Genomic DNA, 13,788 nt, shown 5'->3' with positions numbered 1-13,788 from the left:
ACCTTAGCAGCATGGGCAAAACGTGGAGCTGTGCATGCGCTATGCCATCGTCACCGAAACCTATCCGCCCGAGGTCAACGGCGTCGCCCTGACCGTGCAGGGACTGGAAAACGGCCTGCGTGCCCGTGGCCATGACGTGCAGGTGGTCCGTCCCCGTCAGGACGGCGGCGATTCGCCCGCCGACGGCGACCTGCTGGTGCGCGGCATGGGCCTGCCGCGCTATCCGGGACTGAAGTTCGGCCTGCCGGCACCGCGTGCGCTGGCGCGGCTGTGGGAGGCGGAAGCACCGGACGCCATCTACGTGGCCACCGAAGGCCCGCTGGGCTGGTCGGCGCTGCGGGCGGCGCGGCGGCTGGGCATTCCGGCGGCGACCGGCTTCCATACCCGCTTCGACGAATACATGCGCGACTACGGCTTTCCGTTCCTGCAGGGCACGGCGCTGCGCTGGATGCGGCGTTTCCACAATGGCGCCGACGGCACCCTGGTGCCGACCCAGGAGCTGGCCGACTTCCTGTCCGGCAACGGCTTCCGCAGCGTGGTGCGGCTGGCGCGCGCGGTCGATACCGCGCAATTCGGGGCCAGCCGCCGCGACCCGGCGCTGCGCGCCGAATGGGGCGTCGACGAGGATGAGCTGGTGGTGATCTATGTCGGCCGCATCGCTCCGGAGAAGAATCTGGATCTGGCCGTGCGCGCCTTCCGCGAATTGCAGAAACGACGACCGGATGCCCGCTATGTCTGGGTTGGCGACGGCCCGGCCCGCGAACAGCTGGCAGCGCAGAATCCGGATTTCGTGTTCTGCGGCGTGCGCCGTGGCGACGACCTGGCCCGGCACTTCGCCAGCGGCGACCTGTTCCTGTTCGCCAGCCACAGCGAAACCTTCGGCAACGTGACCCTGGAAGCGATGGCCAGCGGCGTGGCCACCGTCGCCTTCGACTACGGCGCCGCACGCGAGCATCTGGAAAGCGGCACCCAGGGCTACGCCGTGCGCGACGACGATGCCTTCGTCGCCGCCGCACTGGAGTTGGCCGCGGACGACAGCAAGCGCCGGGCGATGGGCCGCGCCGGTTGCCAGACCATGCAGCGCCTGCACCCGGAGCAGGTCGCCGCCGATTTCGATGCCCTGCTGGCCGGTTTGATCGATCGGAGGAAGAGCCATGCATCCGCTGCCGCCGCGTAGCTATCCGATGGCCCGGCACGATGCCGGCTGGTGCCTGCGCGCCAATCGCTGGGGCGAATGGCGGGCGGTGCGGCGCTTCTTCGCCGTCGTCAGCCGGCTGGGCGATGGCGTGTTCTGGTACGTGCTGATGGGCGCGTTGCTGCTGGTCGACGGCATTGACGGCCTGGCCGCATCCGCGCACATGGCCGCCACCGGAGTGACCGCGCTGCTGCTGTACAAGGCGCTGAAGCGCTGGACCCGGCGCCCGCGCCCGTTCGCCTCCGACACCCGCATCCAGGCCTGGGTGGCGCCGCTGGACGAATTCAGCTTCCCCTCCGGGCATACCCTGCATGCGGTGTCGTTCAGCCTGGTCGCGTTGTCGCACTACCCGGCCCTGGCTTGGCTGCTGATCCCGTTCAGCGCCTGCGTCGCAGCCTCGCGCGTGGTGCTGGGGCTGCACTACCCCAGCGACGTGCTCGCGGCCACCGGCATCGGCGTGGCGCTGGCCAGCCTGTCGGTCTGGCTGGTCCCCGGCGTGCGCCTGCTGGGCGGCTGAACCGGATTCCGGCGCGACTGCCTTCCGACTACAACCGCTCCACCCTGGCGCGGGCGATGGCCGGGGCCAGTTGTCGGTCCCAGTCGCGGTCGTTGGCAACCTGCGCCTGCGCGCGGCTTGATTCGAACGCCTCGAAATCCAGATCGGCCAGCGCCCAGACCTGATCGCCGCGCGTCTGCGCGACGATGCCGTCGGCGGGGAAGCCGCGATCCATCGGCGCGTAGATCGTCGCCTCGCCGGTATTGACGTCCAGCGCCGGATTCCATGGTGCTTCACCGGCGGTCACCGCCTGGGCGACAAAGATCCGGTTCTCCAGCGCACGCGCCAGGCAGCCGATGCGCACGCGCATCGCACCGGCGTCGGTGTCGGTGCAACTGGGCACCAGCAACAGCCGCGCGCCGGCTTCGCATTGCGCCCGCACCGGCAGCGGGAATTCGCTGTCGTAGCAGACCGCGATGCCGGCGCGCACGCCGGCGACATCGAACACCCGCAAGACATCGCCACCGTCGATGACCCCGGTCGCCTTCTCGAACCCGGTCAACTGCAGCTTGTCCTGCCAGCCATGGCGGCCATCGGGCGAAAACCAGTACGCGCGGTTGCGGTAGCGGCCTTCCGCGTTGCGCAGCAGGAAGCTGCCGGCGAGCAGATGCAGCCGGTACTGCACCGCCAGCGCCGAGAACAGCGCCATCCATTCCTCGTGCAAGGGCTGCACCGCGGCCAGCGTGGCCTGCAGGTCGACCTGCACTTCCGACGCGAAGCACGAGGCCAGTTCCAGCGACAGGTACTCAGGCAGCACCGCCAGCTGCGCGCCCTGCTCGGCGGCGTCGCCGACCAGGCGCTCCTGTTTGTCCGCGAACGCGGAAAATTTCCCGGGCTTGCCGACCGGATATTTCGCCACCGCGATCCTCATGCCGGTTCCTCCCAGTCGCGCAGCCAGAACGTCAACGGATGGATCACCTCGCCCTGCCCGGGCTCTTCCCACGGCAGCTGCATCGTCATCTCCGGCTGCCGCCGGTAGCCGCGCTTGCGCCAGAACGCCTCGTTGCCGCGATGGCCTGCCGGGCGACGCGGATCGTCGTCATCGCGATCGACCGCGCAGAAAGCCGTCCAGCGATACCCCAGCCGACGCGCATGTACTTCGCGCGCGTCGAAGAAGGCATGGCCGATGCCGCGACCGCGGCATTCGGGCAGCAGCACCGATTCGCCGAAATAGAACACCCGTGCGGCGTCCACGTCGCCTCCGGCGAACGGCGCGCGGAAGGCCGGGGTGTCGTCCAGCAGCGGCAAACCGGTCGAAGCGCCGACCACACGTTCGTCCTCGAAGACCAGCACGAACAGGCTGCGCGGCGAACGCGCGTAGGCGGCCAGGTAATCGCGCTCGTAGGCCATGTCGCCGTCGTACAGGTATGGCCAGTCGCGGAACACCTCCATGCGCAAGCGCGCCACGTCGTCCAGGTGCGGGGCGATCGCCTCGCCGCCGAAGATCGCGACGGAAAGGCCGGTGGCGTGCGTGGAATCCATCCTTGGACTCTAGCGCACGCCACCGGCCGGGGCGAGATCGCGCGAGCGTTGCCTCCTGCTCAATCGCGCCACAGATAAACGGCGAGCGCCTCGGCCGGAACCAGCAGCAGGGTCGCCTTGCCGTCCAGCCGGGTGGTGAACCACACCTCCAGCGCGTCGAGCACGGCGCGACGCCAGCGCCGGTAGCGCGCCGGCGGCCCCTGCCGGGTCAAACCGCTGCGCGCGGTCAACGCGGCATCCAGGCAGGCCTGCGGCGACTGCCGCAGCGCCCGCACGGTGTCGTGCGACAGCTGGAAGGCAAGCGCGCCGCTGGATTTGCGCCGCAACGGCAGCAACAGCGAGGCCAGCGCCGGCGGACGCGCGTCCTGCAGCAGCACGCCACAGGTGTCGATGGATGACGGCAGCACCCGGCGGGCGCGACGATGGACGGTATCGGCATCCAGCATGTCGGCTCCTCCGTTCAGCGCAGCGAACTGCCCAGCGCGTACCAGTCGACCTTGCGGGTGATCCACATGATCGCGCTGAGGATGCCGAACAGCAGCAGCGAGCCCATCAGCAGGGCGTTGTCTTCCGACACCAGCAGGCTGTAGAGCACGCCGTACAGCGCGGTCAGCATCGCGGCGAACCCGGCCGCCCGCAGCCAGCTTTTCAGCACTCCGGACAGATACACGAACTGCAGACCGATGCAGGCCACGGCCGATACCACGTAGGCCTTCCAGAATTCGATATGCTCGGACAGGCTCAGCAGCAGCAGGAAGAACACCGCCAGCGCCAGCCCGACCAGCAGGTACTGCAGCGGATGGATCGGCAACCGCTTGATCAGTTCGAACAGGGCGAAACCGACGAAGGTCAGTACCACGAACAGGATGCCGTACTTGCTGGCGCGGTCGGCCTGGGTGTAGACATCGATCGGATCGACCAGCGAAACGTGCAACTGGTCCAGGCTGCCGTGATGGTTCTCATCGCCGAGGCGTTGCAACTGCCCCTGCGCCTGGCTGGCCAGCGAGGATATCTGCCAGTCGGCTTCGAAGCCGGAACCGTCCGGGTGCACGTTGCGCGTGGTCGGCAGGAAATCGCCGGCGAACGACGGATGCGGCCAGTCGGACGCCAGCGCGATGTGGTTGCTGTCGGCCACCGGCACCATGGCGAAGGATTCGGTGCCGGCCAGGGCCAGTTCGATGTCGACGATTTTCCCCGGCGCGGAATCGGCAGCAACCGCCGGCAGTTCCGCACTGACCCCGGAAATCGATTCGTCGAAATCGCGGCTGCCGGGGACGAACTTCAGCGCCTGTCCGTCCACGCTCAGGCGCGGCGTGCCGACCAGACCGCGCACGTCGGAGACGCCCAGCAGCAGGTACGGCGTGCCGTATTCGCGGCTGGCGCCCGCCTCGAGCGGCGGCAGCGCATCGTCGAATACCGCATGCAGGGTGCCGGTCCAGGTGTAGACACGCACTTCGAACAGACCGACCTTGCGCGTTTCCGGCGCCAGCCGGCCGTCGGCCTTCAGCTCCAGCGGCGCCTGCAGCGCGACATGCCGGCTCTTTTCCGTGCGCTTGCGCGGCACGCCCTTGTCGTCGGTGTATTCGACCACGCGGATATCGGTCCATGGCACCGCGCGCAACGGCCCCAGCACGCGTTGCGCACCGGCCGTGCTGCGCGCGACCCGGTCGCTGGCCTCGTTGCGATAGCTTTCGCGCTCGTGGATGGTGCCGCGGATCAGCGTCAGCGGCACCAGCAGCAGGATGACCAGCCCGCCGATGATCAGGAAACGCAGCAGCAGCTTGAGTGACTTCATGGTGGTTTTCGCCCCGTCCGGTTGGTTGAACACGGCGCGCAGCGTGCCGGGTCCGGGTCAAGCCGGACCGAAGCGGGGATGAAGCGACGGTGAAGTCGGACCGCCGTTCAAGCCAGCGGCAGCTGCAATTCTGCCTGTGCGCCGCCTTCGGGATGGTTGCGCAAGGCGACGCTGCCGCCGTGCAGGCGCGCCACCTCGCGCACGAACGGCAGCCCCAGTCCGGAGCTGCGCTGGCCGCTGCCCGGACGGGCCAATGAATAAAAACGTTCGAACACCCGTTCCAGCGCGTAATCGGGAACGCCCGGCCCGTGGTCGCGCACGGCGATCGTCAGCTGATCGCCCGCAACCTGCACGTCGATGCCGATCTCGCCACCTTGCGGCGAAAAGGCGATCGCGTTGTCCAGCAGGTTGGACAGTGCCTGCCGCAGCAGGTACGGATCGCCCTGCACCGCCAGCGCGGACGGCGGCGGCGTCAACGACAACCTCAGGCCAGCCGCCTGCAGTCGCGGTGCGGCCTGTGCCGACAGTTGCGCCAGCAGGCTGCCCACATCCACCCGCTCGCGCTTCTGCAGCCAGCCGTGCTGCTCGACCTCGGCCAGCGCCAGCAGCTTGTCGATGGTCTCGGTCAGCCGCTGCTCCTGGTCCTGGATGCTGCGGGTGAAGCGCTGCCGCTCGGCCTCCGGCAACGGTTCCTGCAACAGCTCGGCCGCGCCGCGGATCGCCGCCAGCGGACTCTTCATCTCGTGGGTCAGCGATTGCACGTACTGCTCGACGTAGGCCTTGCCTTCCAGCTTGGTCCGCATCGCCTCCAGCGCGCGGCCGAGCTGGCCGATCTGGTCGCGTCCCTGCGGCGGCGGCGGTGCCGGGGTGCCGGCGCTGACCGCCTGCGCATAGCGGGTCAGGCGGTTGATTCGCCACATCAGCCAGAACGTCACTGCCAGCCCGATCAGCGCCGACAAGCCGATCAGCCACGCGCCCTGGCGCAGGATCTGACGCTGGCTGGCGACGATGAACGGCTCGTAGGCGCGGTTCGGCTGGGCTACGGTCAGCACCCCGATCAGCCGTTCCGGGTCATCGGGTGCGTAGATCGGCGCGGCCACGTGCATCACCGTCTCGCTGTCGTCGCCGGGCCGTTCCGGGCTGGAACGCGCGCCGTATTCGCCGCGCAGGGTCCGGTAGACGTCGTTCCAGCGCGAATTGTCGCGTCCGAGGTCGCGGCCTTCCGAATCGAACACCACGATCCCCTGCGCGTCGGTGACGGTCACGCGAAAATCGACACTGTCCTTCGGGAACCGCCAGACATGCGCACCCAGCCGCCGCGCTTGTGCCGCCTGCACTTCGGCGGCGAAAGCGCCGTCGGCGATGCGCCCGGCGGCCAGGTCCTGCGCCGCCATCTCCGCCAGCACGTTGGCGGTGTCGACCAGGGTCGATTCGATCGCCTGGCGCACGCCCGGCTTGACCTCGGCGACGAACACCCGCATCACGAAGAACGCGGCCAGACCGACGATCAGGAAGAAGCCCAGGAACAGCCGCAGGCCGAGGCGCATCTCAGGCCTCCAGCGAATAACCCAGGCCGCGATGGGTGCGGATCGGGTCGGGATCGGCGCCCGCCACCCGCAGCTTGGCGCGCAAGGTCTTGATGTGGGTGTCCACGGTACGGTCGGCGCTGTCGCTGTCGCTGTCCCAGCCGCGATCCATCAGCTGTGCGCGGCTGAGGATGGCGCCGGGCCGCTGCAGCAAAGCCGCCAGCAGCGCGAATTCGTAGCGGGTCAGCTCCAGCGCCGCATCGCGATAGCGGATGCGCCGACCTTCGCGGTCGATGGCGAAATCGCCGCGCTGCGCCCAGCCACCCTCCTCGGCACCACCGGAACGGCGCAACCGCGCGCGCACCCGCGCCACCATCTCGCGCGGCGAGAACGGCTTGGTCACGTAGTCGTCGGCGCCCAGTTCCAGCCCCAGCACGCGGTCGATCTCGTCGTTGCGCGCGGTCAGGAAGATCACCGGCACCTCGCTGAAGCGGCGCAATTCGCGGCACACCTCGAAGCCGCCCAGGTCGGGCAGGCCCACGTCCAGCACCACCACGTCGAAAGCCGACTCCCGCAGCAGTTGCAGCGCCTGCCGCCCCAGCGCGCAGTGCTGCGCCTGGTAGCCCTCGCTGCGCAGCGCGTACAGCAGGGTGTCGGCGATGGCCGGCTCGTCCTCGACGATCAATACGGTCGACATGGGCGGCAAGCATACCGGCTATCCTTCCGGCGTGAACTATCGACACGCCTTCCATGCCGGCAACCATGCCGACGTGCTCAAGCACGTGGTGCTGCTGGCCGTGCTGGACGCACTGAAACGCAAGCCAGCGCCGTTCTTCGTGCTGGACACCCACGCCGGCCGCGGCCGCTACCTGCTGTCGGCCGAGGAAAGCCGGCGCACGGCCGAAGCCGACGACGGCATCGGCCGCCTGTACGGGCAGCCGGATCCGCCTGCCGCAGTGCGCGACTACCTGCAGGCGGTCGCCGCCGACAACCCGGTCGGTGCGCTGCTGGCCTACCCGGGCTCGCCGTTGCTGATCGCGCAGGCGATGCGCGAACAGGACCGGCTCGCCGCCTGCGAGCTTCAGGCCGAGGAAGCCGCCGCGCTGAAACGGCTGTTCGACCACGATCCACGGGTCGCCGTGCACGCGCGCGACGGCTATGCCGCGGTCAGGGCGCTGTTGCCGCCACGCGCGGACGGCAACACGTTCGCCCGCGGACTGGTACTGATCGACCCGCCGTACGAAGCGCAGGATGCCGAATACCCGCAGGTGCTGGCCGCATTGCGCGAAGGCCTGCAGCGCTGGCCGACGGCAAGCTGGGCGGTGTGGTATCCGATCAAGCAACGGCGCAGCCTGGCGTCGTTCTTCCGCGAAGCCGCCGCATTGCCGGTCAGATCGGCTTTCCTCGCCGAACTGCTGGTGCGACCCGACGATTCGCCGCTGCGCCTGAACGGCAGCGGCATGCTGCTGCTGAACCCGCCGTGGCAACTGGATCAGGCGCTGACGCCGGCCCTGCCCTTCCTGCGCGATGCGCTCGGCGAAGCCGGCGCCGAATCGCGTCTGCACTGGCTGAAAACCGGCGACTGAACCGCCACGACGACGACGCCCGGCCGAAGCCGGGCGCTGCTTTCATCGCATGCGGGCGGATCAGTCGCCCTGCTGCTTCTGCATGTGCTCCCAGCGCTCCTGCGCATCCAGCGTGCGCTCGGCGGTCAGGCGCGCTTCCAGGCGGTCCAGGCCGATCTCTTCGCCGGTATCGACGCAGAAGCCGTAATCGCCGCCGTCCAGGCGCTTGAGCGTGCTGTCGATCTTGCCGATCAGCTTGCGATAACGGTCGCGGGTGCGCAGTTCCAGCGAATTCTCGGTTTCGCGGGTCGCACGTTCGGCCTCGTCGCCGACGTCGCGAACCTCGTCCTTCAGGTTTTCGATGGTCTGCTTGGATTCCTCGACCAGATCGGCGCGCCACTGCAGCAGGCGCTGGCGGAAATACTCCAGCTGCAGCGCGCTCATGTACTCCTCATCCGCCGCTGGCCGGTAGCCGGACGGCAGGATCGGGCGACCGGTCGCTTCGTCGGTCTGGTACGGCACGACCTTGTACTGGTTGCGGGTGGCGGGAGCCGGTGGGCGGGCGGTGACGGCGACGGCCACCTTGCCCTGTGGGCGCGGGCGCGGCGCCACGGGCGCGGGAGGAACTTTTGCGGGGGTTTTGGGAGCGGGCACGGTCTTGCTGGGGGAGGCTGCCTTGACTGCCGGTGCGCGCTTGTCGGGCGCAGCGGCGGGCTTGGCGATTGCGGGGGACTTGGCCGAAGCCGGCCTGGAGGCCGGCTTGGCCGCGGATTTCGGGGTCGGCGCCGCCTTCTTCGGCGCCATCTTCGCTGCGGCAGGTTGCTTGGCGGTGACAGCGGCTTTTTTCGCGGCGACGGGCTTCTTCGTCACGGGCGTCTTCGCGGCCACGGCCTTCTTGGCGACAACGGGCTTCTTGGCCGCCGCCTTCTTCGCCACAGGCTTTTTCGCCGCAGGCTTCGCAGCCGCCTTCTTGGCAACGGCTGGCTTCTTGGAAGCGGCAGGCTTCTTGGCAGCGGGCTTGGCCGTCGGCTTCTTGACTGCGGGCTTCCTGGCCGCCGGTTTCTTCGCCACGGGCTTCTTCGCCGCCGGTTTCGGCTTGGCGGCAGGCTTGGCGGTCGACTTGCTGGCGGAGGGCTTCTTGACGGCCTTGGCGGCCTTTTTCACGGGTTTCTTCGCAGCCACGAACAGCGCTTCCTTAGACTTCCCGAGCGCGGGAAAAGCGCGACTTTATAGCGTACCCCACCCACAGGGGCAACCACGGGTTCAGCCAACTGGCATATCATCGGGGCATGTTCGGCCGCGTCCTGATAGCCCTGTTGCGGGTTTACAAGCGATTCCTGAGCCCGCTGCTGGGGCCGCGTTGCCGTTTCATGCCCAGCTGCTCGGAGTACGCCATGCAGGCCATCGAACGCTTCGGCCCGCTGAAGGGCGGCTGGCTGGCCATTCGCCGGATCGGCCGTTGCCACCCCCTCCATCCCGGTGGGCTGGACCCGGTCCCGCCGCTCCACCCCGACGCCACAGCGGACAAGCACTCATGCCAGCAACCCTGATCGTCAACGCCCGCCTGGTCAACGAAGGCCGCGAGACCGAAGCCGACCTGCGGATCGAGAACGGCCGCATCGACCGCATCGACGCGCAGATTGCGCCCCGGCCCGGCGATCAGGTCATCGAGGCCGGCGGCCGGATGCTGCTGCCGGGGATGATCGACGACCAGGTCCACTTCCGCGAACCGGGGCTGACCCACAAGGGCGACATCGCCAGCGAATCGGCCGCGGCGGTGGCCGGCGGGCTGACCAGCTTCATGGACATGCCCAACACCAATCCGCCGACTCTGGATTCGGCCGCGCTGGAAGCCAAGTACGCGGCGGCCAAGGGCCGCGCCTGGGGCAACCACGGTTTCTACCTCGGCGCCAGCAACGACAACCTGGACGCGATCCGCGCGCTGGACCCGAAAACCGCGCCGGGGATCAAGGTATTCATGGGCGCTTCCACCGGCAACATGCTGGTCGATGATCCGGAAACGCTGGACGGCATCTTCCGCGAAGCCCCCACGCCGATCATCACCCACTGCGAAGACAGCCCGACCATCGACGCCAACCTGGCCGCTTTCAAGGCCCGGTACGGCGAAGACGCGCTGACCGCGGAGATGCACCCGGACATCCGCAGCCGCGAAGCCTGCATCACGTCGACCCGGCTGGCGATCTCGCTGGCGCGCAAGCACGGCACCCGCCTGCACGTGCTGCACATCTCCACCGCCGACGAACTGGCACTGTTCACGCCCGGCCCGATCCTGCAGGAGGACGGCCGCCGCAAGCGCATCACCGCCGAAACCTGCATCCACTTCCTGCGCTTCGACCGCAGCGACTACGCGCGGCTGGGCAACCTGATCAAGTGCAATCCGGCAATCAAGGATGCCAGTGACTGTGAGGCGCTGATCCAGGCGCTGGGCGAAGGCGGCGCGATCGACGTGCTGGCCACCGACCACGCACCGCATACCTGGGAAGAAAAGCAGAAACCTTACGCACAGGCCCCGTCCGGCCTGCCACTGGTGCAGTACGCGCTGGTCGCGGCGCTGGAGCTGGTGCACGAGAAGAAACTGACCGCGGCCCAGGTGGTGCGCAAGTTCGCGCATGCGCCGGCGCAGCTGTTCGACGTCAGCCAGCGCGGCTACCTGCGTGAAGGCTACTGGGCCGACCTGGTGCTGATCGGCGCCACTCCGTTCACCGTGCGCCGCGAAGACGTGCTGTCCAAGTGCGGCTGGTCGCCGTTCGAAGGCACCACCTTCCATTCGCGCGTCGCCGCCACCTGGGTCAACGGCCGCATGGTCTGGAACGGCGAACACCTGCTGGGCACGCCGAACGGGCAACGGCTGGAGTTCGACCGGTGATATCCCTTCGTCGTCATCCCGGCAAATGCCAGGACCCAGCTTTTTCTTTTGCCTGTCTGGCTCGAAGCAACCGCAACGGCTGGATCCCGGCGTTCGCCGGGATGACGATTTCGATTCTTTCCATGTTGTCGGTAGCTCCTTCTCCCCTGCTCGCCCAAACCGGCAGTGAACAAACGGCAGCCAGTCAACGCATCGTGTTCCCCGCCAGCGTTTCGCAGGGTGCGCTGGTGTTCGGCAAGCTGCCACCGGGCAGCTCGGCAACGTACGCCGACCGCAATTTGCGGGTCAGCGGCTACGGCACCGTGGTGTTCGGTGTCGGCCGCAACGAGGCAGGGCCGCTACAGGTACAGGTGACGCGCCCCGACGGCAGCCACGAAACCGTCTCCATCGCGGTGACGCCGCGCCAGTGGAAAGAGGAGCGCATCAACGGGGTGCCGCCAAAGACGGTCAACCCGCCGCCGGAGATCGCCGCGCGCATCCAGCGCGAACAGGCGCGGGTCAGCGCCGCGCGCGAACGCGACGACGACCGCACCGACTTCGCCCAGGCCTTCATCTGGCCGGTCAAGGGACGCATCAGCGGCCGCTTCGGAAACGCCCGCGTCTACAACGGTCAGGCCGCGCCGTCGGGGCATTCGGGCATGGACATCGCCGTGCCCACCGGCACCCCGGTCAAGGCCCCGGCCGCCGGCGTGATCACCTTCGCCGACCCGGACCTGTACCTGACCGGCGGCACCATCCTGCTCGACCACGGCTTCGGCGTCAGTTCCAACTTCCTGCACCTGTCGCGGCTGGACGTGAAAGTCGGCGACCGCGTCGAACAGGGTCAGGTCCTCGGTGCGGTCGGCGCCACCGGCCGCGCCACCGGCCCGCACCTGCACTGGGGCATGAGCTGGTTCAGCACCCGGATCGACCCCTTGCTGGTGCTGGAGCGCACCCCATAGGGCGGAACCCGCATAGCGGATTCCGCCGTCGCCTTACGGATTCTCGCCGCTGATTCGCGCCACCGCGTCGTGCGGATGCAGGCTTTCGAAGTGCGAAACAGTGGCCTCGTAACGGGTCACATGTGGATCGTCGGCCAGCACCGCGGCCACGCGGCGGGCGGCGTCCTCGCAGAACATCAGGTTCTCGGCGTTCAGGCGGGCGAAGGCCTGCTCGTCCTCGCGCTTGACTGCGGTCTGTACCGGGGTGGCCAGCGCGGCTTCCAGCGCATCGACCAGCGCCAGCAGCGGCAGTTCGTCGAACTGCGGCTTCAGCTCCACCCGGACCTGCGCCCGGCTGCGCTGTGCATGCGGCGTGGCGGCCATGCCGCGCTCGGAGGCCAGCCAATCAACCACCGCATCCGACGACAGCGGCTGCACGGCATCAAAGTCCTGCACGAAGCGCTCGGCATTGGCCTGACGCGACAGCGCCGCCGAGGCCGGACAGGTGCTGGAGTATTCCACCTCCAGTCCCAGCGACAGTCGTAGATGGCCATCGGCCAGTACCGCCTCGATCTCGACCGGGTAGCGCTTCCATCCGGAGAATCCGCTCTGCAGCGCCGGTCGTTGCAGCAGGGCGTCGTAGCGGATGTTCAGCCGCGCACGGCTGGCCAGCCCGTCCTGCGAGACAATGCAGTCCTGCAGCAGGTGGCGCAGCCCAGCCGGGGTGATCGCCTCGCTGGCCAGTCCGTCCTGCAGGCGCAGGTACAGCCGCGACATGTGGATGCCGCGCGCATCCGGGTTGCCCAGATTCACCGCCATATCGATCGCGGCCGGCACCTGGAGCGTGCCGCCGGCACCGTCGGCAATGCGTACCGGCAGGGCGATGTTGTCCATGCCGACCCATTGCAGCTCGCGCGCCAGCGGCACGCTCTGGTGGGCGACATCGGGCAGATCGGCGCGCGGCGCCTGGAACATCGAAGAGGACATCGTCATGCACGGGGGAGAAACCGTACGCATTCTACCCCCAGCGCCCGAAACCTCTAGTGAAACAGTCCGTTACGTGAGTACACCGTCGCGCACCGGCGCCCTAGGCGCCGCGCGCCGCGCGCCAGCCGGAGAACAGCAACGCCGCCCGCGACGGCAGGGCCGCGGGCCGGCCGGATTGCAGTAGCCGATCCAGCCGCCGCTGCGCATAGCCGGCCAGGATGCGGCGTTCGCGTGCGCCCTGCCGTGCATCGCCCCAGTGCTGCTGCAACTGCATGCCCCAGGCGCGCAGGTCCGCATGTTCGCCCTCGCCCGCCTGCCGCGCGATCGAAGACGGAATCGCGGCATTCCCGGTTTCGGCCAGCCGCGTCGCCAGCACCTGGGCGAGGATCGCCGAAGGCGCGATGCTAGCGCCGAGCACCTCGGTTTCCACCATCGCCACCGCCTCGGCATAAGCCGACAGGCTGGCGAAGGCTGCATCGCCGGTTTCCGCCGTCGTCCGCGCCGCCTGCAATCCCGGCAAGGCATCGGCCAGTTGCGTCCATGCGGCAGGTAATGGCTCCAGCACGCGCCCCAGCGGATGCCGCGAACGTCGCTGCGCCCAGCCGTGCAATTCCTCACCCCACCAGCCCAGCTTCGCATCGGCCGGCAGCGGATCGCCGGCGATATTCAAGGCATCGTCGAATTCCTGCAGCAGGGCGAACCACGCCACCGCCGGCAGCCGACGCGCCTGCGGCACGAAGATTTCCGCAACCGACCACTCGGGCCAGCGCGTGCGCCATTTCTCCAGGAAGCTGTCGAGGGCGGGCGAATCGGACATGGGGAGCATTGTAGGAACGGCGTCGGCCGCGATGAAGCTTTGCGATGAAAGTCCGATC

General features: G+C 68.6%; 15 protein-coding genes. 6 read left to right on the top strand and 9 right to left on the bottom strand.

The features are described from left to right. The first annotated feature begins 34 nt into the window (after window positions 1-34). Window positions 35-1,177, top strand: coding sequence for a glycosyltransferase family 4 protein (locus CSC70_RS07120; protein ID WP_162455983.1), 1,143 nt, complete (start codon window positions 35-37; stop codon window positions 1,175-1,177). Window positions 1,178-1,184: 7 nt separating this feature from the next. Continuing rightward, window positions 1,185-1,712 carry a phosphatase PAP2 family protein gene (locus CSC70_RS07115; protein ID WP_162456251.1) on the top strand — a complete coding sequence of 176 codons (528 nt, stop codon included), beginning with the start codon at window positions 1,185-1,187 and terminating at the stop codon, window positions 1,710-1,712. Between the two features lie 28 nt (window positions 1,713-1,740). Here CSC70_RS07115 and CSC70_RS07110 read toward each other — a convergent pair whose 3' ends face one another. The 6 genes from CSC70_RS07110 to creB form a co-directional block, all read right to left on the bottom strand. Then, complete coding sequence (locus CSC70_RS07110) at window positions 1,741-2,622, bottom strand: carbon-nitrogen hydrolase family protein (protein ID WP_162455982.1); 882 nt, start codon at window positions 2,620-2,622, stop codon at window positions 1,741-1,743. Next, on the bottom strand, window positions 2,619-3,233 hold the full coding sequence (locus CSC70_RS07105) for a GNAT family N-acetyltransferase (RefSeq protein ID WP_162455981.1): 615 nt from the start codon (window positions 3,231-3,233) through the stop codon (window positions 2,619-2,621). Before CSC70_RS07105 ends, CSC70_RS07110 begins: the two co-directional genes overlap by 4 nt. 59 nt (window positions 3,234-3,292) lie before the next feature. Next, window positions 3,293-3,679 carry a hypothetical protein gene (locus CSC70_RS07100; protein WP_162455980.1) on the bottom strand — a complete coding sequence of 129 codons (387 nt, stop codon included), beginning with the start codon at window positions 3,677-3,679 and terminating at the stop codon, window positions 3,293-3,295. A 14-nt stretch (window positions 3,680-3,693) separates the two neighbouring features. Further along, a complete protein-coding gene (gene creD, locus CSC70_RS07095) occupies window positions 3,694-5,028 on the bottom strand; it encodes a cell envelope integrity protein CreD (protein WP_162455979.1) in 1,335 nt (444 codons plus the stop codon). A 107-nt stretch (window positions 5,029-5,135) separates the two neighbouring features. Continuing rightward, window positions 5,136-6,575, bottom strand: coding sequence for a two-component system sensor histidine kinase CreC (creC, locus tag CSC70_RS07090; RefSeq protein WP_162455978.1), 1,440 nt, complete (start codon window positions 6,573-6,575; stop codon window positions 5,136-5,138). A gap of 1 nt (window position 6,576) precedes the next feature. Continuing rightward, entirely contained in the window at window positions 6,577-7,251 is a 675-nt protein-coding gene (creB, locus tag CSC70_RS07085; RefSeq protein ID WP_162455977.1) for a two-component system response regulator CreB, read from the bottom strand. Between the two features lie 31 nt (window positions 7,252-7,282). On the opposite strand from creB, the gene CSC70_RS07080 reads away from it, so the two are divergent. Next, window positions 7,283-8,140, top strand: a complete 858-nt coding sequence (locus tag CSC70_RS07080; protein WP_162456250.1) for a 23S rRNA (adenine(2030)-N(6))-methyltransferase RlmJ — start codon at window positions 7,283-7,285, stop codon at window positions 8,138-8,140. Between the two features lie 60 nt (window positions 8,141-8,200). Here CSC70_RS07080 and dksA read toward each other — a convergent pair whose 3' ends face one another. After that, window positions 8,201-9,301 carry an RNA polymerase-binding protein DksA gene (dksA, locus tag CSC70_RS07075; protein ID WP_162455976.1) on the bottom strand — a complete coding sequence of 367 codons (1,101 nt, stop codon included), beginning with the start codon at window positions 9,299-9,301 and terminating at the stop codon, window positions 8,201-8,203. A gap of 89 nt (window positions 9,302-9,390) precedes the next feature. On the opposite strand from dksA, the gene yidD reads away from it, so the two are divergent. The 3 genes from yidD to CSC70_RS07060 all read left to right on the top strand — a co-directional run bounded on the left by yidD (window position 9,391) and on the right by CSC70_RS07060 (window position 11,947). Continuing rightward, window positions 9,391-9,669: a membrane protein insertion efficiency factor YidD gene (gene yidD / locus CSC70_RS07070; RefSeq protein ID WP_162456249.1), complete on the top strand. Its 279-nt coding sequence runs from the start codon at window positions 9,391-9,393 to the stop codon at window positions 9,667-9,669. Beyond that, entirely contained in the window at window positions 9,654-11,006 is a 1,353-nt protein-coding gene (locus tag CSC70_RS07065; protein WP_162455975.1) for a dihydroorotase, read from the top strand. The genes yidD and CSC70_RS07065 overlap by 16 nt, the downstream gene beginning before the upstream one ends. Before the next feature lie 101 nt (window positions 11,007-11,107). After that, entirely contained in the window at window positions 11,108-11,947 is an 840-nt protein-coding gene (locus tag CSC70_RS07060; protein WP_162455974.1) for a M23 family metallopeptidase, read from the top strand. Window positions 11,948-11,980: 33 nt separating this feature from the next. On the opposite strand, the gene folE2 is transcribed toward CSC70_RS07060, so the two are convergent. Beyond that, the gene (gene folE2 / locus CSC70_RS07055; RefSeq protein WP_246189347.1) at window positions 11,981-12,919 is read right to left on the bottom strand and encodes a GTP cyclohydrolase FolE2; all 939 of its coding nucleotides are present in this window, start codon (window positions 12,917-12,919) and stop codon (window positions 11,981-11,983) included. A gap of 94 nt (window positions 12,920-13,013) precedes the next feature. After that, window positions 13,014-13,730 (bottom strand): isoprenoid biosynthesis enzyme family protein, encoded by a 717-nt coding sequence (locus CSC70_RS07050; protein ID WP_162455973.1) that lies wholly within the window; start codon window positions 13,728-13,730, stop codon window positions 13,014-13,016. Window positions 13,731-13,788 lie beyond the last annotated feature (58 nt).

Origin of the sequence: Pseudoxanthomonas kalamensis DSM 18571, from assembly GCF_010211745.1 — a bacterium.
Classification (GTDB): domain Bacteria; phylum Pseudomonadota; class Gammaproteobacteria; order Xanthomonadales; family Xanthomonadaceae; genus Pseudoxanthomonas_A; species Pseudoxanthomonas_A kalamensis.
The sequence above is the reverse complement of the archived record's forward strand: the minus strand, read 5'-3'. Positions and strand labels throughout refer to the sequence as shown.

What these genes read in the sequence shown, in the direction of transcription:
- CSC70_RS07120 (WP_162455983.1), top strand. Translation starts at nt 35, where the DNA reads ATGCGCTATGCCATCGTCACCGAAACCTATCCGCCCGAGGTCAACGGC.
- CSC70_RS07115 (WP_162456251.1), top strand. Translation starts at nt 1,185, where the DNA reads ATGGCCCGGCACGATGCCGGCTGGTGCCTGCGCGCCAATCGCTGGGGC.
- CSC70_RS07110 (WP_162455982.1), bottom strand. Translation starts at nt 2,622, where the DNA reads ATGAGGATCGCGGTGGCGAAATATCCGGTCGGCAAGCCCGGGAAATTT.
- CSC70_RS07105 (WP_162455981.1), bottom strand. Translation starts at nt 3,233, where the DNA reads ATGGATTCCACGCACGCCACCGGCCTTTCCGTCGCGATCTTCGGCGGC.
- CSC70_RS07100 (WP_162455980.1), bottom strand. Translation starts at nt 3,679, where the DNA reads ATGCTGGATGCCGATACCGTCCATCGTCGCGCCCGCCGGGTGCTGCCG.
- creD (WP_162455979.1), bottom strand. Translation starts at nt 5,028, where the DNA reads ATGAAGTCACTCAAGCTGCTGCTGCGTTTCCTGATCATCGGCGGGCTG.
- creC (WP_162455978.1), bottom strand. Translation starts at nt 6,575, where the DNA reads ATGCGCCTCGGCCTGCGGCTGTTCCTGGGCTTCTTCCTGATCGTCGGT.
- creB (WP_162455977.1), bottom strand. Translation starts at nt 7,251, where the DNA reads ATGTCGACCGTATTGATCGTCGAGGACGAGCCGGCCATCGCCGACACC.
- CSC70_RS07065 (WP_162455975.1), top strand. Translation starts at nt 9,654, where the DNA reads ATGCCAGCAACCCTGATCGTCAACGCCCGCCTGGTCAACGAAGGCCGC.
- CSC70_RS07060 (WP_162455974.1), top strand. Translation starts at nt 11,108, where the DNA reads ATGACGATTTCGATTCTTTCCATGTTGTCGGTAGCTCCTTCTCCCCTG.
- folE2 (WP_246189347.1), bottom strand. Translation starts at nt 12,919, where the DNA reads ATGACGATGTCCTCTTCGATGTTCCAGGCGCCGCGCGCCGATCTGCCC.
- CSC70_RS07050 (WP_162455973.1), bottom strand. Translation starts at nt 13,730, where the DNA reads ATGTCCGATTCGCCCGCCCTCGACAGCTTCCTGGAGAAATGGCGCACG.